The following is a 25,292-nucleotide window of genomic DNA, read 5'->3' on the forward strand; positions in this document are numbered from 1 at the left end:
GTAAAATTTTTACTAAAATCCTCAGCAATGATGTTTTACCCCTACAGGGAGATCACATGAATCGCTGGGAAAATATTCAACTCACGCATGAAAACCGGCTTCCGCCGCGTGCGTACTTCTTCTCTTATGACACTGTCGCCCAGGCTCTCACCTTTGCCCGCGAGGCCAGCAGCCATTTTCTGTCGCTAAGCGGCCAGTGGAACTTTCATTTTTTCCCGAACCCTCTGCTGGTACCGGAAAACTTCACCATACAGTACATGGCTGACTGGGGCCAGATTACCGTACCGGGCATGTGGCAGATGGAAGGTCACGGTCAACTGCAATACACCGATGAGGGTTTCCCCTTCCCGGTAGACGTGCCGTGGGTGCCCACCGATAACCCCACCGGGGCATATCAGCGCTGGTTCACTCTGTCAGACAACTGGCAGGGTAAACAGACAATCATCAAGTTTGACGGCGTCGAAACCTACTTCGAAGTCTACGTGAATGGCCGCTACATCGGTTTCAGTAAGGGAAGTCGACTGACTGCCGAATTTGATATCAGCAACGCGGTACATAGCGGACAAAACCTGCTGTGCGTGCGTGTGATGCAGTGGGCAGACTCCACCTACATTGAAGATCAGGACATGTGGTGGACCGCAGGGATTTTCCGCGACGTTTATCTGATCGGTAAAACGCCGACACACGTCCGCGACGTCACGATCAAAACCACGTTTGACGAGTCATACAAGGATGCGACCCTTTTCTGTCAGCTGGAACTGGAAAACCTGGCCCCTCACGCCTCTACCGTGTCGCTGGAGTACGCCCTGTTTGATGGCGAGGTCATACTTCATCAGGGCACGACCGACAGCCTGACCGTGTCCCGCAGCACTGAAACCGCCTTTAGCATTGAGGTCAAACAGCCTCAGCAGTGGTCCTCAGAATCGCCCTGTCTCTATCATCTGGTGTTGACGCTTAAAGATGAGAACGGGCAAACGCTGGAGGTTATCCCACAGCGCGTTGGTTTCCGCGACATCAAAGTGCGCGACGGTTTGTTCTACGTTAACAACCACTATCTGAAACTCCACGGTGTAAACCGTCACGACAACGATCACCTGAAAGGCCGTGCGGTAGGCATGGATCGCGTTGAGCGCGATCTGATCCTGATGAAGCAACACAACATCAACTCGGTTCGCACCGCCCACTACCCCAACGATCCGCGCTTCTATGAGTTGTGCGATATCTATGGCCTGTTCGTGATGGCGGAAACGGATGTGGAATCCCACGGTTTTGCCAACGTTGGCGACCTGAGTCGAATTACCGACGATCCGGCATGGGAGCACGTCTATGTTGAGCGCATTGAGCGCCACATTCACGCGCAAAAAAACCACCCGTCCATCATCATCTGGTCGCTCGGAAACGAATCCGGCTATGGCTGCAACATCCGCGCCATGGCACGTGCGGCAAAAGCGCTGGATGACACGCGACTGCTGCACTATGAAGAAGATCGCGATGCCGAGGTAGTGGATATCATCTCCACCATGTATACCCGCGTACCGCTGATGAATTTGTTCGGTGAGTACCCGCACGCCAAACCACGCATTATCTGTGAATACGCTCATGCGATGGGCAACGGTCCCGGCGGGTTAACCGAGTACCAGAACGTGTTCGATCGTCACGACTGCATTCAGGGCCACTACGTCTGGGAATGGTGCGACCACGGTATTCAGGCGGTTGATGCCAGCGGCAATACGTATTACGCCTACGGCGGTGATTTTGGTGACTACCCGAATAACTATAACTTCTGCCTCGACGGGCTGATTTACTCCGATCAAACCCCAGGCCCGGGGTTGCGTGAGTACAAGCAGGTAATTGCTCCGGTGAAACTACGCTGGCAGGACGGCAAACTCTGCGTAGAAAACCGATTCTGGTTCACAAACCTGGATGATTACACCCTGCACGTCGAGGTACGGGCGGAAGGTGAAACCCTGCACAGCCAGCTACTGACGATGACAGGAGTAGCCCCCAACAGCGAAAGCAGCATAAGCCTGAATTTACCTGAACTGGATGAGCGGGAAGCGTTCCTGACCGTGCGCATCAGCAAAAATAGCCGTACGCGCTACAGCGAAGCCGGGCACGGTATCGCTGTGTACCAGTTCCCGTTAAAAGCACGCACAAACCACGCCACACCGCTTATCAATACCAACGCGACGCCACTTCATCTGGAAGAGGATCGCCTGAGCTGCACCGTGACCGGACACAACTTCCGCGCGAGCTTCTCTAAAGTGACGGGAAAACTCAGCGCCTGGCAGGTAAACGGCGAAGAGAACATCACTCGTGAGCCGAAGATTAACTTCTTCAAGCCGATGATTGATAACCACAAGCAAGAGTATGAAGGGCTGTGGCAACCCAACCACCTGCAGATCATGCAGGAGCACCTGCGCGGTTTCGAGGTTGAGCAACGTGACGACGCGATCATTATCACAACCCGTACGCTGATTGCCCCGCCGGTGTTTGATTTTGGCATGCGCTGCACCTACCGCTGGCGCATCGCCGCCGATGGGCAAATCAACGTTGAACTGAGCGGTGAGCGCTACGGCGAGTATCCACACATCATTCCGTGCATCGGCTTTACGCTCGGCATCAACGGCGAATTTGACCAGGTGAGCTATTACGGACGCGGACCGGGGGAAAACTATCCGGACAGCCAACAGGCCAGCACCATCGATCTGTGGCACACCACGGTAGATGAGATGTTTGAAAACTATCCGTTCCCGCAGAACAACGGCAACCGCCAGCAGGTACGTTGGGCCACGCTTGCCAACCGTCACGGCAGCGGCCTGCTGGTGGTGCCTGAGCAACCCATCCATTTCAGCGCATGGCACTACACGGCAGAAAACATCCACGCAGCACAACACTGCAACGAACTGCGTCGCTGCGATGACATCACCCTCAACCTTGACCATCAGGTACTGGGTTTAGGCTCTAACTCCTGGGGAAGCGAAGTGCTGGACTCCTGGCGCGTCCGGTTCAGACCGTTCCGCTACGGCTTCACGCTGCTCCCGCTTGAAGGTGGGCAAACTGCCGCGCAGGCGCTGGCGAACCATCAGTTTGGCACCGGTTTCTTCTCCATGAATTCACACAGCGAGGCAGACCAATGATCGTTATCGACAGTCTGGAACAGTTCCAGAAACTTTACCGTGCGGGGCGTAAATGGCAGCGCTGTTCTGAAGCGATTAACAATATCGACAACATCCAACCCGGTGTAGCCCACTCGATCGGTGATTCGCTGGCCTACCGCGTCTCCTGCGATGCCAGTACCGACGCGCTATTTGTCGGTCATCGGCGCTATTTCGAAGTGCATTACTACCTGCAGGGCACGCAGAAAATTGAATACGCCGCGAAAGCATCCCTGCAGGCTGTGGAGTGCTATCGCGATGAAACCGACCGCGAATACCTGAAAGGTGTGGGTCACACCGCTCAGGTCCACGAGGGACAAGTTGTGATTTGTGAGAATCACGAGGCGTATCGCTTCATCAGCGACATGCCGACAAAAAAAGTCGTCCTCTATGTCACCATCGAAGACGGTTATTTCCATAACAAATAAAAATGTGAGCGGTGCCAATGAAGCACCGCTATCCTCCCTGTACCCGGAGAAACGTTATGTCTGAAACCATCAAACGCAATACCATCGGCAAATTCGGCCTGCTGTCGCTGACATTTGCCGCCGTGTTTAGTTTTAACAACGTTATCAATAACAATATTGAGCTGGGGCTCGCCTCCGCGCCCATGTTCTTTTTAGCCACCCTGTTCTATTTCATTCCGTTCTGCTTAATTATCGCTGAATTTGTCTCACTGAATAAAAACTCCGAAGCCGGGGTTTACGCCTGGGTGAAAAGTTCGCTGGGCGGACGCTGGGCATTTATTACCGCCTATACCTACTGGTTCGTGAATCTGTTCTTCTTCACCTCGCTATTACCGCGCGTCATCGCCTACGCTTCATATGCTTTTTTAGGCTATGAGTACATTCTTACGCCGTTTGCTACCACGGTACTGAGTATGGTGCTGTTCGCGTTCTCAACCTGGGTCTCCACCAACGGGGCGAAAATGCTGGGGCCGATCACCTCAGTGACCTCCACACTGATGCTGCTGCTCACTCTCTCCTATATCCTGCTGGCCGGCGCTGCGCTGGTGGGTGGCGTGCAGCCAGCCGACCCGATAACCGTTGACGCAATGATCCCGAACTTCAACTGGGCCTTCCTCGGCATCACCACCTGGATATTTATGGCTGCCGGTGGCGCGGAATCCGTTGCGGTCTATGTCAACGACGTTAAAGGTGGCTCTAAATCCTTCGTGAAGGTCATTATTCTGGCGGGGATTTTCATCGGCGTGCTGTACTCCATCTCCTCGGTGTTGATTAACGTCTTTATCAGCAGTAAAGAACTGAAATTTACCGGCGGTTCGGTTCAGGTGTTCCACGGTCTGGCGGTGTGGTTTGGGCTGCCGGAAGTCCTGATGAACCGCTTTGTCGGCCTGGTTTCCTTTACTGCGATGTTCGGTTCTCTGCTGATGTGGACCGCAACTCCGGTAAAAATCTTCTTCTCTGAGATCCCAACCGGAATTTTTGGCCCAAAAACCGTGGCGCTGAACGAAAATGGCGTACCGGCCCGTGCGGCGTGGATCCAGTATCTCATTGTGATCCCGTTGATGATTATTCCCACAATGGGTTCAAATACCGCTCAGGAGCTGATGAACACCGTCATCAATATGACCGCCGCCGCCTCCATGCTGCCGCCGCTGTTCATTATGCTGGCCTACCTGAACCTGCGTCGTAAGCTCGACCACCTGCCGCGCGATTTCAAAATGGGCTCACGCACCATGGGTATGGTGGTGGTGTCAATGCTGATTGTGATTTTTGCTATCGGCTTTGTGGCCTCAACCTTCCCCACCGGTGGCAATATTCTGACGATTATTTTCTATAACGTCGGAGGGATCGTTTTATTCCTCGGATTTGCCTGGTGGAAATACAGCAAATACGTCAAAGGATTATCAAAAGAACAACAACAAATTGAAGCCTCACCTGCCTCAAATATTCATTAACACCGAAAGCATGGATATTCTTTCTTTGGGATGAGTGCATGAAAATTAAAGAGAAAACAATTGGAGCACTCGCTGCCCTCTCTTTCTGCTGCCCCACATTTGCCGCAGAAGAAGCCCGACCCGCTGAACACGACGATACCAAAACACCGGAACTCACCACCTCTTCATTTCGCTTTTATGGTGAACTGGGTATCGGCGGATATATGGATCTGGAGGGTAAGAATAAACATAAATACAGTGACGGCACCTATATTGAGGGTGGTCTGGAGATGAAGCACGGGAACTGGTTCGGCCTGATTTATGGCGAAGGCTGGACCGTTCAGGCCGATAGTCAAGGTAAAGCCTGGGTACCAGACCACAGCTGGGGTGGTTTCGAAGGGGGGCTTAACCGTGTTTACGGCGGCTACAAAACCGCTAACAGCACCGAAATTATGCTGAGCCTGCGCCAGGACTCTTCTCTGGATGACCTGCAGTGGTGGGGAGATTTCACCCCGGATCTGGGCTACGTGATCCCTAACACCCGCGACATAATGTATGCCCTTAAGGTGCAGAATCTCTCCGGCGATCTGCGCTATAGCATCACCGCAACGCCTGCGGGGCATCATGATGAGAGCAAGGCCTGGCTGCATTTCGGCAAATACGATCGCTACGACGACAAGTATACCTATCCGGCGATGGTGAACGGCTATCTCCAGTATGACATCGCGAAAGATGTCACCTGGATGAACGGTCTGGAAATCACCGACGGTACCGGACAACTCTTTTTAACCGGGATGTTGTCGCCGAACCTGGCCGCACGCGCCTGGCACCACACGGGACGCGCCAGGGGTAAAGATGTACCAGGGACAGAAACGGGCTATATGGTCAGCGCCATGGTGGAAGCGCTAAAAGGCGTCTACCTTTCTACCGCCTACAGCTATGCCAAACACCGTCCGGACAATGGCGGGGACGAAACGACGTCCTTTATGCAGTTCGGTATCTGGTACGAGTACGGCGGAGGGCGCTTTGCCACCGCAGCGGACAGCCGCTTCTATATGAAAAATGCCTCAGGCGACCCAAGCGATCGGGTCTTCCTGATGCAATACTTCTACTGGTAAAAGGATCTTCCCCATGAAATTCTGTCTTACGCCGCTGGCCTGCGCGCTGGTATTGAGTTTTTCAGCCCACGCCACCACGGCAAATGACTTTAAAAACGTGATTAACCGCACCGGTGCGCCGCAGTATATGCAAGATTTCGACGCTGACGACCACCAGCGTTTTAACCCTTTTTTCGATTTGGGTGCCTGGCATGGGCATCTGCTGCCTGACGGACCGCAAACCCAGGGAGGATTTCCTGGCGTAGCGCTGCTCACCGAAGAGTACATCAACTTTATGGCGACGAATTTTGATCGCCTGAGCGTGTACCAAAACGGTAAAAAAGTGGATTTCACCCTTGAGGCTTTCAGTCTTCCCGGCGCGTTGGTGCAAAAGCTGAGCGCGAAAGATGTGCAAATCGAAATGACGCTACGTTTCGCAACCGCGCGCACCTCATTGCTAGAAACGCAGATTACGAGCAAGACGCCACTGGACCTGGTATGGGATGGCGAGCTGCTGGAAAAACTTGAGGCCAAAGAGGGCAAACCGCTTTCGGATAAGACCGTAGACGGCGCGTATCCCGATTATCAGCGCAAAATGGTTCCCACCCGTGACGGCCTGAAGGTGACGTTTGGTAAAGTGCGATCCACTTGGGATCTCCTCACCTCCGGCAGTTCCGAATATCAGGTGCATAAATCAATCCCGATCGATACCACCGTCGACGGTCATCGCTTTATCAGTCGGGCACACATTTCCGGCAGCACCACGCTGTACACCACCTACTCCCATCTGTTGAATGCTGACGACGTTGCGCACGAGCAGCCGAAAATTCGCGATATTCTGGCGCGGCCCGCCTGGTTCATGAGCGCCTCGCAAACACGCTGGGAGGGATATTTACAAAAGGGACTCACCAACCCGAATGCGACACCAGAGCAAACTCGTGTCGCGGTGAAGGCCATCGAGACGCTGAACGGTAACTGGCGTTCACCGGGTGGTGCAGTACGTTTTAACACGGTGACGCCCTCCGTGACCGGACGCTGGTTCTCTGGCAACCAGACCTGGCCATGGGACACCTGGAAACAGGCATTTGCCATGTCGCATTTCAACCCGGACATCGCCAAAGAGAACATTCGCGCGGTGTTCTCCTGGCAGATTAAACCCGACGATCCGGTGCGCCCTCAGGATGCCGGATTTGTGCCTGATCTTATCGCCTGGAACCTGAGCCCGGAACGCGGCGGTGACGGAGGCAACTGGAACGAACGAAACACCAAACCGAGCCTGGCGGCATGGTCGGTGATGGAGGTATACAACACCACACATGACAAGGCCTGGCTGGCAGAGATGTACCCTAAACTGGTGGCCTACCATGACTGGTGGCTCCGTAACCGTGACCATAATGGTAACGGTGTGCCGGAGTACGGTGCGACGCGTGACAAAGCCCATAACACCGCCAGCGGTGACATGCTGTTTACGGTGAAAAAAGGCGATAAGGAGGAACCGCTTTCCGGACTGAATAACTACGCCCGGGTAATCGAAAAAGGGCATTACGACAGTCTGGAGATCCCGGCGCAGGTTGCCGCCTCGTGGGAGTCCGGACGTGATGACGCCGCCGTGTTCGGATTTATAGATAAAACGCAGCTGGATAACTATGTCGCAAAAGGCGGAAAACGCAGCGACTGGATAGTAAAGTTTGCCGAAAACCGAAGTAAAGAAGGCGATCTGCTGGGTTACTCATTACTCCAGGAGTCCGTCGACCAGGCGAGTTATATGTACAGCGATAATCACTATCTGGCACAAATGGCGAGCCTGCTGGGTAAAGAGCAGGATGCCAGCCACTATCGTCAGTTGGCGGATAAACTCGCGACCTACATCAATACCTGTATGTTCGATACGAACAGCGGTTTTTACTATGACATTCGCATTGAGGATAAACCGCTTGAGAATGGCTGTGCGGGCAAACCTATCACCGAGCGCGGTAAAGGGCCGGAAGGCTGGTCACCTCTGTTTAATGGTGCAGCAACCCAGGAACATGCTGATGCCGTGGTGAAGGTGATGCTGGATCCGAAAGAGTTCAACACGTATGTGCCGCTCGGGACTGCCGCACTAACCAACCCGGCATTTGGTCCGGATATCTACTGGCGCGGTCGCGTCTGGGTCGACCAGTTCTGGTTTGGACTCAAAGGGATGGAACGCTACGGCTATCGGGAACAGGCACGAACGCTGGCAGATAACTTCTTTAAACACGCGAAGGGGTTAACGTCTGATGGTCCAATTCAGGAAAACTACAACCCGCTGACCGGGGCACAGCAAGGCGCACCCAACTTCTCGTGGAGCGCGGCACATCTGTACATGCTGTATAACGACTTTTTCCGGAGAAACTAACGGGTGATCCACAACGTGGGCCAGGCGTCGGGTCGATTCCAGTTATCGCAACTGGGCTCCTCGGCATAGCGCACCAGGCGAAAACGCTGGCCGTCAAAACGCCAGCGCGTCTGGACACCACAATCTCCCAAACCACGACCCAGCGCGAGCGTTGTCAGCTCGCGCGTCTTCTCATCGAAGCTGGCATTCATCAATTCCATTTCGCTGTCGTCACTTGATGGCGTAAAGGGCAGACGCAGCCTGACGCTGCGGGCGGTGAACGGTTTTTTACGTGAGACCAGCCACGCCAGATCGACGGTATTATAAGCCCCCGCCTCGCAGCTGACGATCAGCAGCGCTTTGTCATCGGTTAACGCGGTGACGCGCACTTCCCGGCGGTTAGGATCCAGCGAACACTGGTTGCTGTTCATCCGTCCGGTACCATAGTCCAGCAGGTCGTTCAGTTCGGCGTGGGAGAGCGGCGTCGGCGTCGGGTTGACGACCGACACCTTTTTTAAAGCTGGAGCGGGTGGAACGCTTAACGGCGGGTCGTCACCTTTCTTGATCCACGCGGTTTCGCTCCCGACGCGCTTTTGCTGCGCATCAATGAACAGCAACGCCGCTTTCAGACCGCTCAGGGAAATCACCTGCTTGCCGTCGCGCAGGGTCAGGGATTTCCCTTCCTGGATGTTTTTCAAAAAGGAGGTAACGGTGGCGGCATCGTCCGTTTTCAGATGCCATGGCGTGAGCTGCCAGTGCTGTTTGTCCAGCTTAAGGGGAACGTTATCCAGCAGTAACCGGGGAGCAATATCTGGCTCTTTAAAAGAGGGGGCGTCAAGACCGCCGAGATCGATGCGCAGCGTTGCATCCGTTTTCGCCCCGGCGCTTCGGGTGAGCGTCATAACCAGACCACGGTGTTCACCCGTATTGCGTGCCAGACAGAAATTCTGGTTATTGCAGGTCACCTGCCAGTCAGAAAATGCCTGCTGAGCAGGCGCAGCCCGCACCAGCGGAGCGAAGAGCACGCAGAAGAGGGAGAATAAAAAAACACTGTAGCGCATGAATGACACAATCCCGGAACGAAAACGCTTAACTGGGCAGTATCTTCGTGTTACCACCGGGGTTGCTCAATCGGATTTATCAGATATACCCGAAAAATCATCTACATCCGTTCGAAAGCAGTGTCCATCAGCCCGGTTGTTTGTAAATACTGCAGTAATATCACAGCCTTGCCATCCCTGATTTCGCCTGAACGCATCATCTCCAGCGCACGGGAAAAGGGGAGCTCCAGCACTTCGATATCTTCATCTTCGACACCACCGCCCCGGTGAGTCCGCTGCGCATCGCTGTATTCCGCAATGAAGAAATGCACAATTTCCGTTACGCCGCCTGGGGACATAAACAGCTCGAAGACCTTTTTGACCTCACCCACTTCAAAACCGGTCTCTTCTACGGCCTCTTTGCGGATACACACTTCCGGCTCGTCATCATCAAGCAGGCCGGCACAGGTTTCAATCAAACGACCATCAGGGTTGCCATTAACCCATGTTGCAACCCGGAACTGACGGATCAGCACCACGCTCTGCTTTTCACGGTTATAGAGCAAAATGGTTGCCCCATTACCGCGGTCATAGACCTCGCGTTTGTGGCGGATCACTTCACCGTTGTTACGTGTAAGATCATAGGTGATGTTACGCAGGACAAAGTAGTTTTCAGAGAGAATTTTGTCTTTGATAACGTCAATTTTCAGGGTCATACGGGCTCCACGGCACAATGAGTCGTCCTATACTACGCCGTGGCTCCCGCTTTGTCGCCCGCCGGTTAATGATGTTTCGACGCCCCAACCCCAAGCCAGTCGAGTATTCCTTGGGCCGCATGACGCCCTTCCGCCATCGCGGTCACCACCAGATCCGCCCCACGCACCGCATCGCCACCCGCGAAGATTTTCGGGTTGGTCGTCTGGTAACGATAATGACTCTCTACCGAGGCCACAATTCGCCCCCAGTCATCCATTTCGACACCCTGCGCCTGCAGCCACGGCATCGCGTGTGGGTTAAAACCAAACGCCATGATCGCTGCATCAGCAGGCATCACAAACTCGCTGCCCGCCACCGGAACAGGTCGACGCCGTCCCTGCGCATCCGGTTCGCCGAGTTCGGTACGCAGCATCCGGATGCCATTGACCTTGCCGCATGGATCACGCGTCAACTCAACCGGCTGGACGTTAAATTCAAACGCCGCGCCCTCTTCTTTGGCATTCTTCACCTCCTTCTTCGAGCCCGGCATATTGGCCTCATCCCGACGATAGGCGCAGGTGACTTTCGCCGCGCCGTGGCGTAACGCAGTACGGACGCAGTCCATCGCCGTGTCTCCTCCCCCAAGCACCACGACGTTTAACCCGTGAGTATCAATAAACGGTTCACTGGCCGTCGCCTCCAGCCCCATAACATGGCGCGTGTTGCCCACAAGGAAAGGCAATGCGTCATAGACGCCTGGCGCGTCTTCATGCGGGATCCCCGCTTTCATGGAGCGATAGGTTCCCACGCCAATAAACAGCGCATCAAAGTCGTCCTGCAACTGAGACATCGACACATCCTGACCCACCTCGCAGTTCAGCTCGAAGCGGATCCCCATCGCGGTAAATATCTCTCTGCGTCGCGCGAGCAGTGATTTGTCGAGCTTGAATGCCGGGATACCAAAGGTCAGCAAACCGCCAATTTCCGGATGCCTGTCATAAACCGTCACGCTGACACCATTACGCACCAGCACATCGGCGCAGGCCAGCCCGGCAGGCCCTGCCCCGATAATCGCAACCCGCTTGTCCACCGGAGTAACGCCGCTCATATCCGGTCTCCAGCCCATCGCCAGCGCCTGGTCAGAAATATAGCGCTCAATATTCCCTATGGTGACTGAACCCGCGCTATCGTGCAGCGTGCAGGCCCCTTCACATAATCGGTCCTGCGGACAGACGCGACCGGTAATTTCGGGTAAACAGTTGGTCTGATGAGAAAGCTCAACGGCACCCGCAATATCCCCCGCATTGACGCGCTCAATCCACTGCGGGATGTGGTTGTGCAGCGGACAGGTCCACTCGCAGATGCTGTGCTCTCCGCACTTCAGGCATCGCGATGCCTCGCGACTGGCCTGTGCAGCCCGGAACGGCAGGTAAATTTCGTTAAAATGGTTAACGCGTTCTGCGGCAGTAAGCTTGTCAGGTTCACCGCGTGGCGGGGTCGTTTGCATCCGCTGCAGTTTGGTTTGCGAAATAACCTCTCTGACAGCCTCCGCATGCCAGGGCTGCGCCTCCAGACTGGCAGTGCGCTGTCGGCGCGATTTGGCCAGATTATCCAGCACGGCAGACGTCGCCAGCGAAAGGACATCTGCCGGGCAATTTTCAATACAGGCCGGGCCTTGCGAGCGCGTCAGGCAGAGATCGCACTTATTCGCCGATGCCTTCACGCTGCCGTTTTCAAGCGGGGTGACGATAATGTCCATCGTGCCAAACGGGCAAGCCACCACGCAGGCTTTACAACCAATGCATTTTTGTTGATTCACCTGTACGCTGTCATCGCATTTGCTGATGGCGCCGTTCGGGCAACTTTGCGCGCAAGGTGCAGCTTCACAGTGATGGCAGGTAACGGGGCTTCTCGTCTCGCCAGATTTCAGGACCGTGATACGAGGATGAAAATGGCGCTCGCTCAGGACATGCTGCTCGCCGTTGTGCGCCATCACGCAGGCCACTTCGCAGGCCCGACACCCAATGCATTGCTGGCCGTTAGCCATAATAAAACGATTCATAACCACACCTGTTTTTGGTTCAATAACCTTATTCTTTGTATGAATAGGGTATTTACGCATTACGGCGCGATCGGGCAATGTTCAAATGCCCAGGACGCCAAACTATTTCAAGTGAACCTGTGGCAGATCAATTTTATTCAGAGGGCCGTTCTGTGACCGTTAAACGACCTGTTTCCGGCAGCCTTGCCTGGGCTTTCGTTTCGATTATTGCGTTATCCATTCTGACAAGCAGCGCTGCGCTGCTGACGCTGGCCAGTAGCCAGCGAGATGCCGAAGCCATCAACATCGCAGGTTCACTGCGCATGCAGAGCTACCGCCTGGGCTATGAGATGCAGGGAAACAGCCCGTCTCTGGCGGCGCACCGCGAGAACTGGCAGAAGACATTAAGCGCCCCGGCATTAGAAAAGTTGAACCGCTGGTATGTACCGGACAACGTCAAACAGCGCTATCAGCAACTGCATGTCGCCTGGCTGGAGATGGATACGCGCATCGCGCGCGGCGACATCGCGTGGTATCAAAGCCACATTGAAGTTTTTGTCGGCCGTATTGATGCCTTTGTGCTCGCCCTCCAGCACTACACCGAACATAAAATCCAGACGGTGACCCTGCTCTCTCTGGCTGGCGCGCTTGGGATCCTGCTCCTGACGCTGTTTACCCTGCGACGCATCCGTCGTCAGGTAGTGCTGCCGCTTAACAATCTTGTCGCGGCAAGCGAGCGGATTGAGCGAGGGGAATTTGAGACCCCTGCCCCGGATACCGCACTGCCGAATGAACTGGGCCAACTCTCCCGCGCCTTCAACCATATGTCAGCCGAGTTACATACTCTCTATCGTTCGCTTGAAGCCTCGGTGGCGGAAAAGACGCGACATTTGCATGAAGCCCATCAGCAGCTCGAAATGCTGTTCAAATGCTCTCAGGCGCTGAACACCGGCCAGATTGACAGCCTGTGTTTCCGGCATATCCTGCAGATCGTCCATGACTATACGCAGATGAATTATCTGGAACTACGCACCAGCGATGACTGGCGGCTGTGTGAAGGAACAGAAACGAGCGGTATTCCACTGCAAAACCTGCCGGTGCTGATGCAGGATACGCTGTATGGTGAGCTGCGCTGGCAAAGTAAGACGGACTGCGTTCCTCTCCCGCTGATGAGAAGTGTGGCGACGATGCTCGGACGCGGGCTGTACTTTAACGAGGCGCAAAAACATTACCAGCAGCTGCTGCTGATGGAAGAGCGCGCAACCATCGCCCGTGAACTCCATGATTCGCTGGCGCAGGTGCTGTCGTATCTGCGGATCCAGCTTACGCTGCTTAAACATGCGGTGCCGCAGGACAATGCCCCGGCACAGACCATCATCACCGACTTTTCCCGCGAGCTGAACAACGCCTGGCATCAACTGCGCGAGCTGCTCACCACCTTCCGCCTGACGCTCAACCACGCAAATTTACCTGCGGCACTCCAGGAGTCTCTCGACGTTCTGCAGAGCCAGACGCAGGCAAAGCTGCATCTTGACTGTCGTCTCTCCTCGCTGGCGCTTGATGCGCAAAAGCAGGTGCATCTGTTACAGATCGTGCGTGAGGCGGTGCTGAATGCGATTAAACATGCACAAGCCAGTGAAATTACCGTCAGTTGCGTGACCTCCGTGGATGGCACGCACAGCGTCAGCATTCGTGACAACGGCATCGGGATTGGCGAAGCCAGCGAACCAGCTGGACACTACGGGTTGAATATTATGCGTGAACGCGCGCAACGGCTCGGAGGAATGCTGCACTTTTCGCAGCCGCAAAACGGCGGCACGCTGGTCAGCGTGACGTTCCCGGTTCCCACGCCGTTAACAGGTAAATAACGGTAAAGGGGGAAGCGCAGGAAAAAGCGCATGATAATTTACATTATCTCCTTTATTTCTCCACGTTTGGTCTTCGTCTTGCCGCTAAAGTGATGCAGGCAATAAACAATAATGACGTGCAGCAAAACGAGGTTACTTTTTCATGGCGAATTTTTTCATCGATCGCCCCATTTTTGCCTGGGTACTGGCCATTCTGTTATGTCTGACAGGTGTCCTGGCGATTACGTCACTTCCTGTCGAGCAATACCCCGATCTGGCACCACCTAACGTACGCGTCACCGCCAACTATCCAGGAGCATCCGCACAGACGCTGGAAAATACCGTGACACAGGTTATCGAACAGAACATGACGGGTCTGGATAACCTGATGTACATGTCCTCGCAAAGCAGCGCGACAGGTCAGGCGACGGTCACGCTGAGCTTCACTGCCGGCACCAATCCTGATGAAGCCGTCCAGCAGGTGCAAAACCAGCTGCAGTCGGCCATGCGTAAGCTGCCTCAGGCGGTGCAGAACCAGGGTGTGACCGTGCGTAAAACCGGTGATACCAACATTTTGACCATCGCGTTTGTCTCCACTGATGGTTCCATGGATAAGCAGGATATTGCGGACTACGTCGCCAGTAATATCCAGGACCCCATCAGCCGAATTAACGGCGTAGGCGATATCGACGCTTACGGTTCACAATACTCAATGCGCATCTGGCTCGATCCCAACAAGCTCAACAGCTACCAGATGACCGCAACCGACGTAACGAATGCCATCAAAGCCCAGAACGCGCAGATTGCCGTGGGGCAGCTAGGGGGGACGCCATCCGTCGATAAACAAGCCCTGAATGCCACCATTAATTCGCAGTCACTTCTTCAAACCCCGGAGCAGTTCCGCGACATTACCCTGCGCGTGAATCAGGATGGTTCGGAGGTGCGTCTGGGTGATGTCGCCACGGTGGAAATGGGTGCAGAGAAGTATGACTACCTGAGCCGCTTTAACGGCAATCAGGCCTCTGGCCTTGGGATTAAACTGGCCTCCGGCGCCAATGAAATGGCCACAGCGAAACTGGTTTTAGATCGGCTGGATGAGCTTTCACAGTATTTCCCGCACGGGCTGGAATATAAAGTTGCCTATGAAACCACCTCCTTCGTCAAAGCCTCCATTGAAGATGTGGTGAAGACCCTGCTGGAAGCGATCGCGCTGGTGTTCCTGGTCATGTACCTGTTCCTGCAAAACTTCCGCGCAACGCTAATCCCAACCATCGCCGTCCCTGTTGTCCTGCTGGGAACCTTTGCGGTGCTTTACGCGTTTGGGTACAGCATTAACACCCTGACGATGTTTGCAATGGTGCTGGCGATTGGCCTTCTGGTGGATGATGCCATTGTGGTGGTCGAAAACGTCGAGCGAATTATGAGCGAGGAAGGACTCTCCCCGCGCCAGGCCACGCGCAAATCCATGGGTCAAATTCAGGGGGCGTTAGTCGGTATTGCGATGGTGCTGTCGGCGGTCTTTATCCCGATGGCCTTCTTTGGCGGCACCACCGGTGCGATCTACCGCCAGTTCTCGATAACCATCGTCTCGGCAATGGTGCTCTCCGTGCTGGTCGCATTGATCCTCACCCCCGCGCTCTGCGCCACAATCCTGAAGCCGCTGCACAAAGGGGAGCATCACGGCCAAAAAGGGTTCTTCGGCTGGTTTAACCGGATGTTCAACCACAATGCCGCGCGATATGAATCTGCCGTCGGGCGAGTGCTTCACCGCAGCCTGCGCTGGATGATGATTTATGTGGTGTTGCTGGGCGGCATGGTCTGGCTGTTCCTCCATCTGCCGACCTCATTCCTGCCGATGGAAGACCGGGGTATGTTCACCACCTCGGTGCAGCTCCCGAGTGGCGCAACACAGCAGCAGACGCTAAAAGTGGTTCAGAAAGTGGAGCAGTATTTCTTCACGAAAGAGAAGGATAACGTTGTATCGGTCTTCTCCACCGTCGGTTCCGGCCCTGGCGGAAACGGGCAGAACGTCGCCCGTATGTTTGTTCGCCTGAAAGACTGGGACGAGCGCGACACGAAAACGGGAACCTCCTTTGCCATTATTGAGCGCGCGACGAAAGCCTTTGCACATATCAAAGAAGCGCGCGTCTTTGCCAGCAGTCCACCGGCGATTAGCGGTCTGGGCAGCTCCGCCGGGTTTGATATGGAGTTGCAGGATCACGCCGGAGCGGGTCACACAGCGCTGATGGCGGCACGCGATAAGCTCTTAGAGCTGGCGGGGAAGGATGCCGGTCTGACACGCGTTCGTCACAACGGTCTTGATGACAGCCCGCAGCTCCAGGTGGATATCGACCAGCGTAAAGCGCAGGCGCTGGGCGTCTCAATCAACGACATCAACGACACCCTGCAAACGGCGTGGGGCTCAAGCTATGTGAATGACTTTATGGATCGCGGCCGCGTGAAAAAAGTGTATGTCCAGTCCGCCGCGCCGTTCCGCATGTTGCCGGATGACATTAATCGCTGGTTTGTGCGAAATAATACCGGCGGCATGGTGCCGTTCTCCGCCTTTGCCACCTCGCACTGGGAGAGTGGTTCACCACGTCTGGAACGCTATAACGGCTATTCTGCGGTTGAGATCGTCGGGGAAGCCGCGCCGGGCGTCAGTACCGGTACCGCCATGGATACCATGGAAAAACTGGTGCAACAGCTACCTGCAGGTTTTGGTCTGGAGTGGACGGCCATGTCATACCAGGAGCGGCTCTCCGGGGCGCAGGCTCCCGCGCTTTATGCGCTTTCGCTGCTAGTGGTTTTCCTCTGTCTTGCCGCACTGTATGAAAGCTGGTCAGTTCCGTTCTCCGTCATGCTGGTGGTTCCCCTTGGGGTCATCGGCGCGCTGCTGGCAACCTGGATGCGCGGCCTGGAGAACGATGTTTACTTCCAGGTGGGGCTACTCACCGTTATCGGTTTGTCGGCGAAAAACGCCATTCTGATCGTTGAGTTCGCTAACGAGATGAATGCTAAAGGCCACGAACTGATGGCTGCCACGCTGCACGCCTGTCGCCAACGCTTACGCCCGATCCTGATGACGTCACTGGCTTTTGTTTTCGGCGTACTGCCGATGGCAACCAGCACCGGCGCAGGCTCCAGCAGCCAGCATGCGGTAGGGACCGGGGTTATGGGCGGCATGATTTCAGCCACTATCCTGGCCATTTATTTCGTTCCGCTGTTCTTTGTGCTGGTGCGTCGCCGCTTCCCGCTAAAGGAACGCCCGGAGTAAGTGATTGAAATAAAAAAAGGCGGCTTTATCGGCCGCCTTTTTATTGTGTGATTAATTCACACTATGATTATTTTACTTATTTAAGTGCTCTTGCAATTCTTACTGAATGTCATTTACGAAGCATGCCTTCGATAAAATCTTTCCAGTTCCCCAGTTCACGTTCAATCATAACAACCTCTCTTATTATTATGCGCATTCTACGAAAACGTATCATCATTGTGAAGACTATTTAACCAATTGCTGTGATTATACCCCGCCACTGTCAGAGAATTATGATAAATATGAACGGAGAACCTTAAATTTTTTGTGACGGCAAGCAATATTTAGAAATAACCATACGAGCAGGTGAGTTTTATTTTACTTACTGAGTTTATTGGCAATTTAAACCTTATGGACATCTATGCTTAAATGTTGAAAGAATATTCAGCGTACAAGTGTGAGTTGAATTTAGATGATGAGTAAATTAAGACAATTCTTGAATGTGTTATATTCTGCTTAAGGATATATCTTCGAATTTATTGAACATTTTATCACCACAGGAACAAAAGGATTCACCATGGTTGTGATGTACGGCATTAAAAACTGTGACACCATCAAAAAAGCCCGCCGCTGGCTGGACGCGAACAACGTGGAGTACCGCTTCCATGATTACCGCGCCGATGGGCTTGATGCAGAATTTCTGCATAACGCCATCAAAGAACTGGGATGGGAAGCCCTGCTGAATACACGCGGCACCACCTGGCGTAAACTGGATGAATCTCTGCGCGCCAGCATCAATAACGCCGACAGCGCGGCAAAACTGATGCTCGAGATGCCGGCAATTATCAAACGCCCATTGCTCTGCGCGCCCGGGCAGCCTATGCTGCTGGGTTTCAGTGAAACCCTTTATTCCGACTTTTTTCGTTGAGGTGTAGTTTATGTCATGCCCGGTCATTGAGCTGACTCAGCAGCTTATTCGCCGTCCTTCCCTTAGCCCGGACGACGCAGGTTGTCAGGCATTAATGATTGAGCGCCTGCGTGCCATCGGTTTTACCGTCGAACGCATGGATTTTGGCGATACCCAGAACTTCTGGGCGTGGCGTGGTCAGGGCGAAACTCTGGCCTTTGCCGGGCATACTGATGTCGTTCCCGCAGGTGATGCGGATCGCTGGATTAACCCGCCGTTTGAACCGACCATCCGCGATGGCATGCTGTTTGGTCGCGGTGCGGCAGACATGAAAGGCTCTCTGGCGGCGATGGTCGTGGCAGCAGAGCGTTTTGTTGCCCAGCATCCGAACCATAAAAACCGTCTCGCATTTTTAATCACCTCAGATGAAGAGGCCAGTGCCCATAACGGTACCGTGAAGGTTGTTGAAGCACTGATGGCGCGAAACGAGCGTCTCGACTACTGTCTGGTCGGAGAGCCGTCCAGTACTGAAGTGGTGGGTGATGTCGTCAAAAATGGTCGCCGTGGCTCGCTGACCTGTAACCTGACCATTCACGGGGTTCAGGGGCATGTTGCATATCCGCATCTGGCCGATAACCCGGTCCATCGCGCTGCGCCGATGCTGAACGAACTGGTGGCGATTGAGTGGGACAAAGGCAATGAGTTCTTCCCACCGACCAGTATGCAGATTGCAAATGTCAAAGCCGGGACCGGCAGCAACAACGTGATCCCGGGTGATTTCTTCGTCCAGTTTAACTTCCGCTTCAGCACTGAACTGACCGATGAGATGATCAAAGCGCGTGTTGTCGCCCTGCTTGAGAAATATAACCTGCGCTACACCGTGGACTGGTGGCTTTCCGGTCAGCCGTTCCTGACGCAGCGTGGCAAACTGGTGGATGCGGTAGTGAACGCCATCGAGCACTATAATGAAATTAAGCCACAGCTGCTGACGACGGGTGGCACCTCTGACGGACGCTTTATCGCCCGCATGGGCGCCCAGGTTGTCGAACTGGGGCCAGTGAACACGACCATTCATAAAATCAATGAGTGTGTGAATGCCGCAGATTTGCAACTGCTGGCCCGTATGTATCAACGCATTATGGAGCAACTCGTCGCCTGACGAACGCTCTGAGAGGAATAGCGAATGGATTGGCTTTCAAAATACTGGTGGATTCTGGTGTTAGTTTTTCTGGTTGGCGTGTTGCTTAACGTGATTAAAGATCTTAAGCGCGTTGACCATAAAAAATTTCTCGCTAACAAGCCGGATCTGCCACCACACCGTGATTTTAACGACAAGTGGGACGATGACGACGACTGGCCGAAGAAGGACCAGAAGAAGTAATCAGTCTGGCTCCCCTCTCCTGAGGAGAGGGGATAACCTCACATAAACTCTACAATATCATTGTCATCCGGCTTACCGCCGCTGAGCGCTTCATCAAAATAGTGCTTCGGTACGGTATAGCGCAGATGGTCGAGCGCAAACTGTATACTGCGATCGTCAATGGCATGCCCCAAATCGTCAACGATATCCAGCGTCACATCCCCACCTTCGCGAATCAACGCTTCCTGGGCGGCAACTGCATGCGAGAGCTCAATCACGCGGTCTTCACCACCGTGGATCAGGTGGATCGTCGTCTGCGTGGTGGCGATCGTCGGTAACGTCGCAAAACGACCGTTAAATGCAATGACGCGTGACACCAGACCCGGTTGTGCTTTTACGCTTTCCAGCGACATGATTGATCCCTGCGAGAAGCCAATCAACGCGGTGGCGTCAGCCCCCACGCCGCTCTGCTGCTGCCAGTAGCGCACGATATCAATAAACGCTGGCATGACGGCGTCAATACGAGCCTGACGATTCTCTTCCGTCACGCCCTGCACAGAGAACCACTGCCGACCGTTCGGGCCACATGGCTCTATGCCACCGATGCTGATAATCAAGGCATCCGGAAAAACAGGCGCAAACCAGCTGCCAATCTGGCCCATGTTGACGGCATTATCACCAACACCATGAAACAGCAGCAGTAACTGTTTAGCCGGTTTGTCAGGGCTTTGAACAACAAAATGGTCGTGTTTCATGGTGATCTCCTTAATAGATGACCTGGATTCTACGCCTCCCGGCGGGAATGACCATGCCACTTTACTGAAGAAGTCATTGAAAAAATTGCCATTGCAAAATAGCGTTTTTCAGCTGCTGACAGCGCGCTTTATCCAGACTTTCAAGCGCTTGCGCTGTTTCGCTGCGGAGCTTTGCCAGCAACGCTTTTCGCCCGAGGTCATCCGCTTTCCCTGCCATCTTATCGCGCAGTGCCGGGAGAGGCGTGTCCACACTCAGCAGCAGACGCGTTAGCGCAGCGACGGAGGTTGAAAATGCCCGGTGCGCAAAGGCAAACCCGGCCAGCTCCAGCCAGTCGTCATTATTAAGGGTAGCTTCCCAGCCATCGTCCACCGGGATCTTTTCACCGTTCCAGGCCGATAACACCCGCGCATCGCGCTTCAGACGCAGTTGCGCCTGCTCACACAACTGATGCCCCGCCTTGCTCACCGGCAGCAACGCCATTGCGGTAAAACAGCCACTGCTGGCTTCACGATGGCTACCCATCCGCACCAGCACAAAACCGCATTGCTGCCAGAAATGCCAAAGCTCATCGGTATAGCCAAAACTCACCGACAGATAATCCTCACCGCTGGCGTTGCGAATCAGCGCCTGACCGATACCCTCCCGCTGACGATAAGGGTGTACAGCAATACGAGTCACCCGTCTGCCTTTGAGCATCGCCGCCAGTGGCGATCCGCCATGGGCTGCCAGAGACTGTGCCACCAGGTTCCCACGAGGACGCCGATACCCCGCCCAGACGGCGCGGCTAAGCTCGGGTGATAACCCGCCCTCATCCACCAGCCAGAGCGCTCCGGCGATATCTGAGTCTGTCTGGGCGACGGCAAAATGCTGCCCGGGAGCGTCCATCATGCGGCGTAAATCAAGCGGTGAGGTGCGATAGTGAGCCGCACAGAGTAGCTCGTAAACGCCTGTCGTAAGTGCCGGTTGGCGTTCCCACGCCTCCGGTTCCAGAGAGGTCAAACACACCTCGCCTTCCGGGCGGCGATCGAGAAGCGTATCGTCAAAAAGCAGTGCGCTGGCGACGACCCGCTCAAGCGGGCAGCCCGCAGCCCAGCGAATCGGTACCGATAAGCTGAAGCGCTGCAATCCGGTAAACCGGGCACAGAATTTTAATAAGAACCCTCTCCCCGTCCCCTCATAACCCTGAACCGTCGTGGTCAACAACACGCGAGGAAAACGCAGAACCAACTTTTCAAGTAGCGGGCCGGGGATCGCGGCGGCTTCATCGACAATTAGCCAGTCAGCCTGCAACGAAGAGGCCAGCAGCGCATCCGGGGCCATAAAATTGAAATGCTCTCCTGCAAAACGGGCGATAACATCCGTCGCCCCCTTCGCTGGGGCGGTGACCACTGCGCTGCCCGCAATGCGATTCAGCAACATTCCCGCCAGGGCTGACTTTCCGCGCCCGCGCGCGGCGGTGACGGCCACGATGCCAGGCGACATCCCCTCAAGCACATTGAGGATCTCAGCCTGCTCGCGTTGCGGTCCCCCGCTGGCAGGCAGCCAGTCGGGGGCATCGGGAAAAGAAGGAAGCGATAAAGGATGCCCCTGAAGCCACACAATCGCATCGGGATCGGCGGCAACGGTCCGGCAAAAATGGCGGACAAAATGCGGAGTGGCTATCGCTTCGGCGCTATCGCTCCAGCGCAGGGAATCCTGATCGGGATGTTCAGCCCAGTGCGCGAGCGGCGGAACACGCAGCACCAGAAGACTTCCGGCGCTCAGCGTTCCGCTCAGGGCGGCAAACGCGGCGACATCAAACCCGGCGCTGGCGTCAAAGACAGCGTGCCGGAACTCGCGTCCCAGCAGGCTACTGATGGCTTTTGATGGCTGTTCGTCCAGCCACACCCAGTCTCCTGGTAACGTCTCTCGCAGAGCCGCAGCCTGCGATAACGTCCATTGCTCATCACCGCTCAGCACCACCAGCCGACGTTGACCAGTGCGCTCAAGCTCGCCGATCAGCTGTTCAAACGACGCCATTACATCGCTTTGCCGAAGGTATTACATTGCGCCGGATCGCCGCTGTCGAAACCGCGTTTAAACCAGCTGTAACGTTGTTGCGATGTACCGTGAGTGAAACTGTCCGGCACCACGCGCCCCTGGCTCTGTTGCTGAAGACGGTCATCGCCGATAGCCTGCGCGGCGTTCAGCGCCTCTTCAAGATCGCCGGACTCCAGAACACCCTGCTGCTGCATGCTGTGGCCCCAGACGCCGGCAAAGCAGTCCGCCTGAAGCTCCATTTTTACCGAAAGGCGGTTAACTTCAGCCTGCGAAGCATTTTGCTGAAGCTGACGCACTTTTGGCTCAATCCCCAGCAGCTTTTGCACATGATGGCCGACTTCATGCGCAATCACGTAGCCCTGGGCAAAATCACCGTCAGCGCCAAGCTTGCGTTTCATGTCATCGTAAAAAGAGAGATCGATATAAACTGTGCCATCTGCCGGGCAGTAGAACGGCCCCATCACAGATTGACCGGTACCGCATCCGGTGCGGGTTGCACCGCGGTACATCACCAGCTTCGGCTGCTGGTAGGAACGCCCCATCTTCTCGAACAACTGACCCCAGGTGTCTTCTGTTGTGGCGAGGATAACGGAGGTAAATTTGGCCGCTTCATCTTCATTTGGGCTGATGGAGCGCTGGGAATGTTGCTGCTGTTGCAACGGCTGACCGGTCATCAAACCGGTGAGATCGACCCCGTAATACCCCGCGACCAGCACCACAATCAGCAGAATGATCCCACCCTTCCCGCTGGGTAACCGGAAGCCGGGCCCGCCCATGGAAGGACCGCCACCGCCATCACTGCGTCTGTCTTCTACATTGTCACTTTCACGACGCCCTTGCCAGCGCATAACCACCTCGAACTATTCCATTAATAATAGCTATGATCGTAGGCGGTTAACGGCAAGATTACCATAGGAAACAAAGGTAAGACGCCAAAGGATGCGAACATCCTTTGGCAACTGAGGGAGTTAGTCGAGCTTAACGCCTAAACGGTGAGCAACGGCTTCGTACGCTTCAATCAGGCCACCCAGGCTCTGACGGAAACGGTCTTTGTCCATTTTATCCAGGGTTTCTTTATCCCACAGGCGGCTGCCGTCTGGTGAGAATTCGTCTCCCAGCACCACTTCACCTTTGAACAGGCCAAACTCCAGCTTGAAGTCGACGAGGATCAGGCCCGCGTCATCAAACAGTTTTTTCAGCACGTCGTTGGCTTTATAGGTCAGCTCTTTCATACGCGCCAGGTTCTCTTTATTCACCCAGCCGAAGGTTTCGCAGTAGGAATCATTGACCATCGGATCGTGCATGGCATCGTTTTTCAGGAACAGGTCGAACAGCGGTGGATTCAGCTCGATACCTTCTTCAATGCCCAGACGCTTCACCAGGGAGCCCGCGGCACGGTTACGAACGACGCACTCAACCGGAACCATATCCAGCTTTTTCACCAGACATTCCGTATCGGACAGCAACGCTTCCATCTGAGTCGGGATACCCGCTTCGGCCAGCTTAGTCATAATGAAGTGGTTGAACTTGTTGTTCACCATGCCTTTACGATCGAACTGCTCAATGCGTGCGCCATCCCCTGCTGACGTATCATTGCGGAACTCGAGCACCAACAGATCCGGGTTTTCCGTGCTGTATACGGTCTTCGCTTTGCCACGATACAACTCAGCTTGCTTCTGCATCTTCATTACTCCTGGTGTGATGATTTGTGTTCAAAACTGGGGATATTATGCCACGCACACGTTTGCGTAGCACTAAAATAAAAAGGGCTGGATTAACCAGCCCTCATATTTATTTGCTGAATGCCGCCTGGAAGACAGCGACCAGCGCATCGTTCTGCGACTGGGTCAGCGTGTGACCTTTCGGATCGATAAACTGCAGACTACTGCGGTTATCAAGGTCGCCTACCTGAATCTTGTAGTCACCGGAGGCAAGCTGAGGATCTTTAGCGCCCAGTTCCTGCCACGCGCTGTCAGACAGCGGCTTATACGTTGCCGTGATGCTGCCGGTTGAACGCGTGCTGTCGGTCACTTTCATGCCCACTTTTTCCAGCGTCGCTGGCAGGCGCTGCCAGGTCTGGTTAAACGGTGCACGAACGACCAGCATTGGCAGACCGGTATCATCCGCACCGCTCTGAACGTCGAACGTCACGCCGTTGCGGCTCTGCGCTGCGTTGGCGGCATCAGTCGCGGTCTTATCCAGACCCGCAGCAATCACGTTCAGCATTTCGGTGCTGTAACGCTGCAGGGAGGATGCATCTGCAACCGGTTTGCCCGCCTGTTCCAGGTTCAACAGCTTAACGTTAACCGCCTGCTGATAACCTTGTGGTTTAACGGAGACTTGATAGCGACCACGGTACTGCTGATCTTCATCCAGACGGTTCCATTCGATCCAGTCGGTGGTTAACGTCTGGCTGGCGTCATCACGTTTATCAATGGTGTAGTTCTTCGACTGAATGACGCTCACCACCTGCGGCCACAGGGTGCTACCGCGCGCGCTCTCAACCATCAGAGACGCCGTATCACCCGTGAACTGAGTACGCGCCCCGTTTACCAGCGCCAGAGGCTGTGCTGGTGGACGAATATCAAGCGCTTTACCGACCAGTCCGCTGCCGTTGGTCACGGGGATATTATAATCGCCGTTTTGAATCGGCAGGATCATACCAGCCGGTGCGTGAAGTTCAGCAAGCGGGGTCGCATCCAGATAGGATTCATCACCGCTCACCTGGCGCTTGTAGCGCGAGTCTGAACTACAGGCAGCGAGCAGCATAACAAGCGAAACACTCGCAACCTTCGCCAGGCGCGACTTCTGTACTGAATAAGCCATCAAATCTCC

19 protein-coding genes are annotated in these 25,292 nt (G+C 54.7%); 10 read left to right on the forward strand and 9 right to left on the reverse strand.

Annotated features, from left to right (window positions below):
• Positions 1–56 precede the first annotated feature (56 nt).
• From ebgA to ygjK, 5 genes are read left to right on the forward strand one after another with little or no spacing between them, the layout of a single operon-like run.
• Positions 57–3,140 carry a beta-galactosidase subunit alpha gene (gene ebgA, locus ACLHV9_RS17565; protein WP_108090863.1) on the forward strand — a complete coding sequence of 1,028 codons (3,084 nt, stop codon included), beginning with the start codon at positions 57–59 and terminating at the stop codon, positions 3,138–3,140.
• A complete protein-coding gene (locus ACLHV9_RS17570; RefSeq protein ID WP_108090864.1) occupies positions 3,137–3,586 on the forward strand; it encodes a beta-galactosidase subunit beta in 450 nt (149 codons plus the stop codon). Before ebgA ends, ACLHV9_RS17570 begins: the two co-directional genes overlap by 4 nt.
• 56 nt (positions 3,587–3,642) lie before the next feature.
• Entirely contained in the window at positions 3,643–5,079 is a 1,437-nt protein-coding gene (locus ACLHV9_RS17575; protein ID WP_028016149.1) for an amino acid permease, read from the forward strand.
• A gap of 38 nt (positions 5,080–5,117) precedes the next feature.
• Positions 5,118–6,176, forward strand: coding sequence for a protein YgjJ (ygjJ, locus tag ACLHV9_RS17580; protein WP_108090865.1), 1,059 nt, complete (start codon positions 5,118–5,120; stop codon positions 6,174–6,176).
• A gap of 13 nt (positions 6,177–6,189) precedes the next feature.
• Complete coding sequence (ygjK, locus tag ACLHV9_RS17585) at positions 6,190–8,535, forward strand: alpha-glucosidase (RefSeq protein WP_108090866.1); 2,346 nt, start codon at positions 6,190–6,192, stop codon at positions 8,533–8,535.
• Here the strand turns inward: ygjK and ACLHV9_RS17590 are convergent.
• The 3 genes from ACLHV9_RS17590 to aegA form a co-directional block, all read right to left on the reverse strand.
• A complete protein-coding gene (locus tag ACLHV9_RS17590) occupies positions 8,532–9,575 on the reverse strand; it encodes a DUF1176 domain-containing protein (protein WP_108090867.1) in 1,044 nt (347 codons plus the stop codon). The two genes, ygjK and ACLHV9_RS17590, sit on opposite strands and share 4 nt — an antisense overlap.
• 101 nt (positions 9,576–9,676) lie before the next feature.
• Positions 9,677–10,270 (reverse strand): GDP-mannose pyrophosphatase NudK, encoded by a 594-nt coding sequence (gene nudK / locus ACLHV9_RS17595; RefSeq protein WP_028016145.1) that lies wholly within the window; start codon positions 10,268–10,270, stop codon positions 9,677–9,679.
• 65 nt (positions 10,271–10,335) lie between these two features.
• Positions 10,336–12,312 carry a formate-dependent uric acid utilization protein AegA gene (gene aegA, locus ACLHV9_RS17600; RefSeq protein ID WP_108090868.1) on the reverse strand — a complete coding sequence of 659 codons (1,977 nt, stop codon included), beginning with the start codon at positions 12,310–12,312 and terminating at the stop codon, positions 10,336–10,338.
• 152 nt (positions 12,313–12,464) lie between these two features.
• On the opposite strand from aegA, the gene narQ reads away from it, so the two are divergent.
• Together narQ and acrD are read left to right on the forward strand one after the other, a co-directional pair.
• Positions 12,465–14,159 carry a nitrate/nitrite two-component system sensor histidine kinase NarQ gene (gene narQ, locus ACLHV9_RS17605; protein WP_108090869.1) on the forward strand — a complete coding sequence of 565 codons (1,695 nt, stop codon included), beginning with the start codon at positions 12,465–12,467 and terminating at the stop codon, positions 14,157–14,159.
• Positions 14,160–14,301: 142 nt separating this feature from the next.
• Entirely contained in the window at positions 14,302–17,415 is a 3,114-nt protein-coding gene (gene acrD, locus ACLHV9_RS17610) for a multidrug efflux RND transporter permease AcrD (protein WP_407220881.1), read from the forward strand.
• A 109-nt stretch (positions 17,416–17,524) separates the two neighbouring features.
• On the opposite strand, the gene ypfM is transcribed toward acrD, so the two are convergent.
• Positions 17,525–17,584 (reverse strand): protein YpfM, encoded by a 60-nt coding sequence (ypfM, locus tag ACLHV9_RS17615; RefSeq protein WP_015572204.1) that lies wholly within the window; start codon positions 17,582–17,584, stop codon positions 17,525–17,527.
• Positions 17,585–17,971: 387 nt separating this feature from the next.
• Between ypfM and ACLHV9_RS17620 the strand changes: the two genes are divergently transcribed.
• Genes ACLHV9_RS17620 through ACLHV9_RS17630 form a run of 3 tightly spaced genes read left to right on the forward strand, consistent with a single transcriptional unit; the run spans position 17,972 to position 19,682 of the window.
• Positions 17,972–18,322 carry an ArsC family reductase gene (locus ACLHV9_RS17620; protein ID WP_049007813.1) on the forward strand — a complete coding sequence of 117 codons (351 nt, stop codon included), beginning with the start codon at positions 17,972–17,974 and terminating at the stop codon, positions 18,320–18,322.
• Between the two features lie 10 nt (positions 18,323–18,332).
• Positions 18,333–19,460, forward strand: a complete 1,128-nt coding sequence (gene dapE / locus ACLHV9_RS17625; protein WP_407220882.1) for a succinyl-diaminopimelate desuccinylase — start codon at positions 18,333–18,335, stop codon at positions 19,458–19,460.
• A gap of 24 nt (positions 19,461–19,484) precedes the next feature.
• Positions 19,485–19,682 (forward strand): YpfN family protein, encoded by a 198-nt coding sequence (locus ACLHV9_RS17630; RefSeq protein WP_014171111.1) that lies wholly within the window; start codon positions 19,485–19,487, stop codon positions 19,680–19,682.
• Between the two features lie 38 nt (positions 19,683–19,720).
• Here ACLHV9_RS17630 and ypfH read toward each other — a convergent pair whose 3' ends face one another.
• The 5 genes from ypfH to bamC all read right to left on the reverse strand — a co-directional run bounded on the left by ypfH (position 19,721) and on the right by bamC (position 25,283).
• Positions 19,721–20,416 (reverse strand): esterase, encoded by a 696-nt coding sequence (ypfH, locus tag ACLHV9_RS17635; RefSeq protein ID WP_028016139.1) that lies wholly within the window; start codon positions 20,414–20,416, stop codon positions 19,721–19,723.
• A 73-nt stretch (positions 20,417–20,489) separates the two neighbouring features.
• On the reverse strand, positions 20,490–22,436 hold the full coding sequence (locus tag ACLHV9_RS17640) for a tRNA(Met) cytidine acetyltransferase TmcA (RefSeq protein WP_108090871.1): 1,947 nt from the start codon (positions 22,434–22,436) through the stop codon (positions 20,490–20,492).
• Positions 22,436–23,305 carry a neutral zinc metallopeptidase gene (locus ACLHV9_RS17645; protein ID WP_049007811.1) on the reverse strand — a complete coding sequence of 290 codons (870 nt, stop codon included), beginning with the start codon at positions 23,303–23,305 and terminating at the stop codon, positions 22,436–22,438. The genes ACLHV9_RS17640 and ACLHV9_RS17645 overlap by 1 nt, the downstream gene beginning before the upstream one ends.
• 120 nt (positions 23,306–23,425) lie before the next feature.
• On the reverse strand, positions 23,426–24,139 hold the full coding sequence (purC, locus tag ACLHV9_RS17650) for a phosphoribosylaminoimidazolesuccinocarboxamide synthase (protein WP_014071282.1): 714 nt from the start codon (positions 24,137–24,139) through the stop codon (positions 23,426–23,428).
• A 109-nt stretch (positions 24,140–24,248) separates the two neighbouring features.
• Positions 24,249–25,283: an outer membrane protein assembly factor BamC gene (bamC, locus tag ACLHV9_RS17655; RefSeq protein ID WP_028016136.1), complete on the reverse strand. Its 1,035-nt coding sequence runs from the start codon at positions 25,281–25,283 to the stop codon at positions 24,249–24,251.
• Positions 25,284–25,292 lie beyond the last annotated feature (9 nt).

Origin of the sequence: Enterobacter sp. CPE_E890 (genome assembly GCF_046521475.1) — a bacterium.
Lineage (GTDB): Bacteria > Pseudomonadota > Gammaproteobacteria > Enterobacterales > Enterobacteriaceae > Enterobacter > Enterobacter adelaidei.

Excerpts from the sequence above, each read along its gene's own strand:
- ebgA (WP_108090863.1), top strand. The coding sequence starts at position 57 with ATGAATCGCTGGGAAAATATTCAACTCACGCATGAAAACCGGCTTCCG.
- ACLHV9_RS17570 (WP_108090864.1), top strand. The coding sequence starts at position 3,137 with ATGATCGTTATCGACAGTCTGGAACAGTTCCAGAAACTTTACCGTGCG.
- ACLHV9_RS17575 (WP_028016149.1), top strand. The coding sequence starts at position 3,643 with ATGTCTGAAACCATCAAACGCAATACCATCGGCAAATTCGGCCTGCTG.
- ygjJ (WP_108090865.1), top strand. The coding sequence starts at position 5,118 with ATGAAAATTAAAGAGAAAACAATTGGAGCACTCGCTGCCCTCTCTTTC.
- ygjK (WP_108090866.1), top strand. The coding sequence starts at position 6,190 with ATGAAATTCTGTCTTACGCCGCTGGCCTGCGCGCTGGTATTGAGTTTT.
- ACLHV9_RS17590 (WP_108090867.1), bottom strand. The coding sequence starts at position 9,575 with ATGCGCTACAGTGTTTTTTTATTCTCCCTCTTCTGCGTGCTCTTCGCT.
- nudK (WP_028016145.1), bottom strand. The coding sequence starts at position 10,270 with ATGACCCTGAAAATTGACGTTATCAAAGACAAAATTCTCTCTGAAAAC.
- aegA (WP_108090868.1), bottom strand. The coding sequence starts at position 12,312 with ATGAATCGTTTTATTATGGCTAACGGCCAGCAATGCATTGGGTGTCGG.
- acrD (WP_407220881.1), top strand. The coding sequence starts at position 14,302 with ATGGCGAATTTTTTCATCGATCGCCCCATTTTTGCCTGGGTACTGGCC.
- ACLHV9_RS17620 (WP_049007813.1), top strand. The coding sequence starts at position 17,972 with ATGGTTGTGATGTACGGCATTAAAAACTGTGACACCATCAAAAAAGCC.
- dapE (WP_407220882.1), top strand. The coding sequence starts at position 18,333 with ATGTCATGCCCGGTCATTGAGCTGACTCAGCAGCTTATTCGCCGTCCT.
- ACLHV9_RS17630 (WP_014171111.1), top strand. The coding sequence starts at position 19,485 with ATGGATTGGCTTTCAAAATACTGGTGGATTCTGGTGTTAGTTTTTCTG.
- ypfH (WP_028016139.1), bottom strand. The coding sequence starts at position 20,416 with ATGAAACACGACCATTTTGTTGTTCAAAGCCCTGACAAACCGGCTAAA.
- ACLHV9_RS17640 (WP_108090871.1), bottom strand. The coding sequence starts at position 22,436 with ATGGCGTCGTTTGAACAGCTGATCGGCGAGCTTGAGCGCACTGGTCAA.
- ACLHV9_RS17645 (WP_049007811.1), bottom strand. The coding sequence starts at position 23,305 with ATGCGCTGGCAAGGGCGTCGTGAAAGTGACAATGTAGAAGACAGACGC.
- purC (WP_014071282.1), bottom strand. The coding sequence starts at position 24,139 with ATGCAGAAGCAAGCTGAGTTGTATCGTGGCAAAGCGAAGACCGTATAC.
- bamC (WP_028016136.1), bottom strand. The coding sequence starts at position 25,283 with ATGGCTTATTCAGTACAGAAGTCGCGCCTGGCGAAGGTTGCGAGTGTT.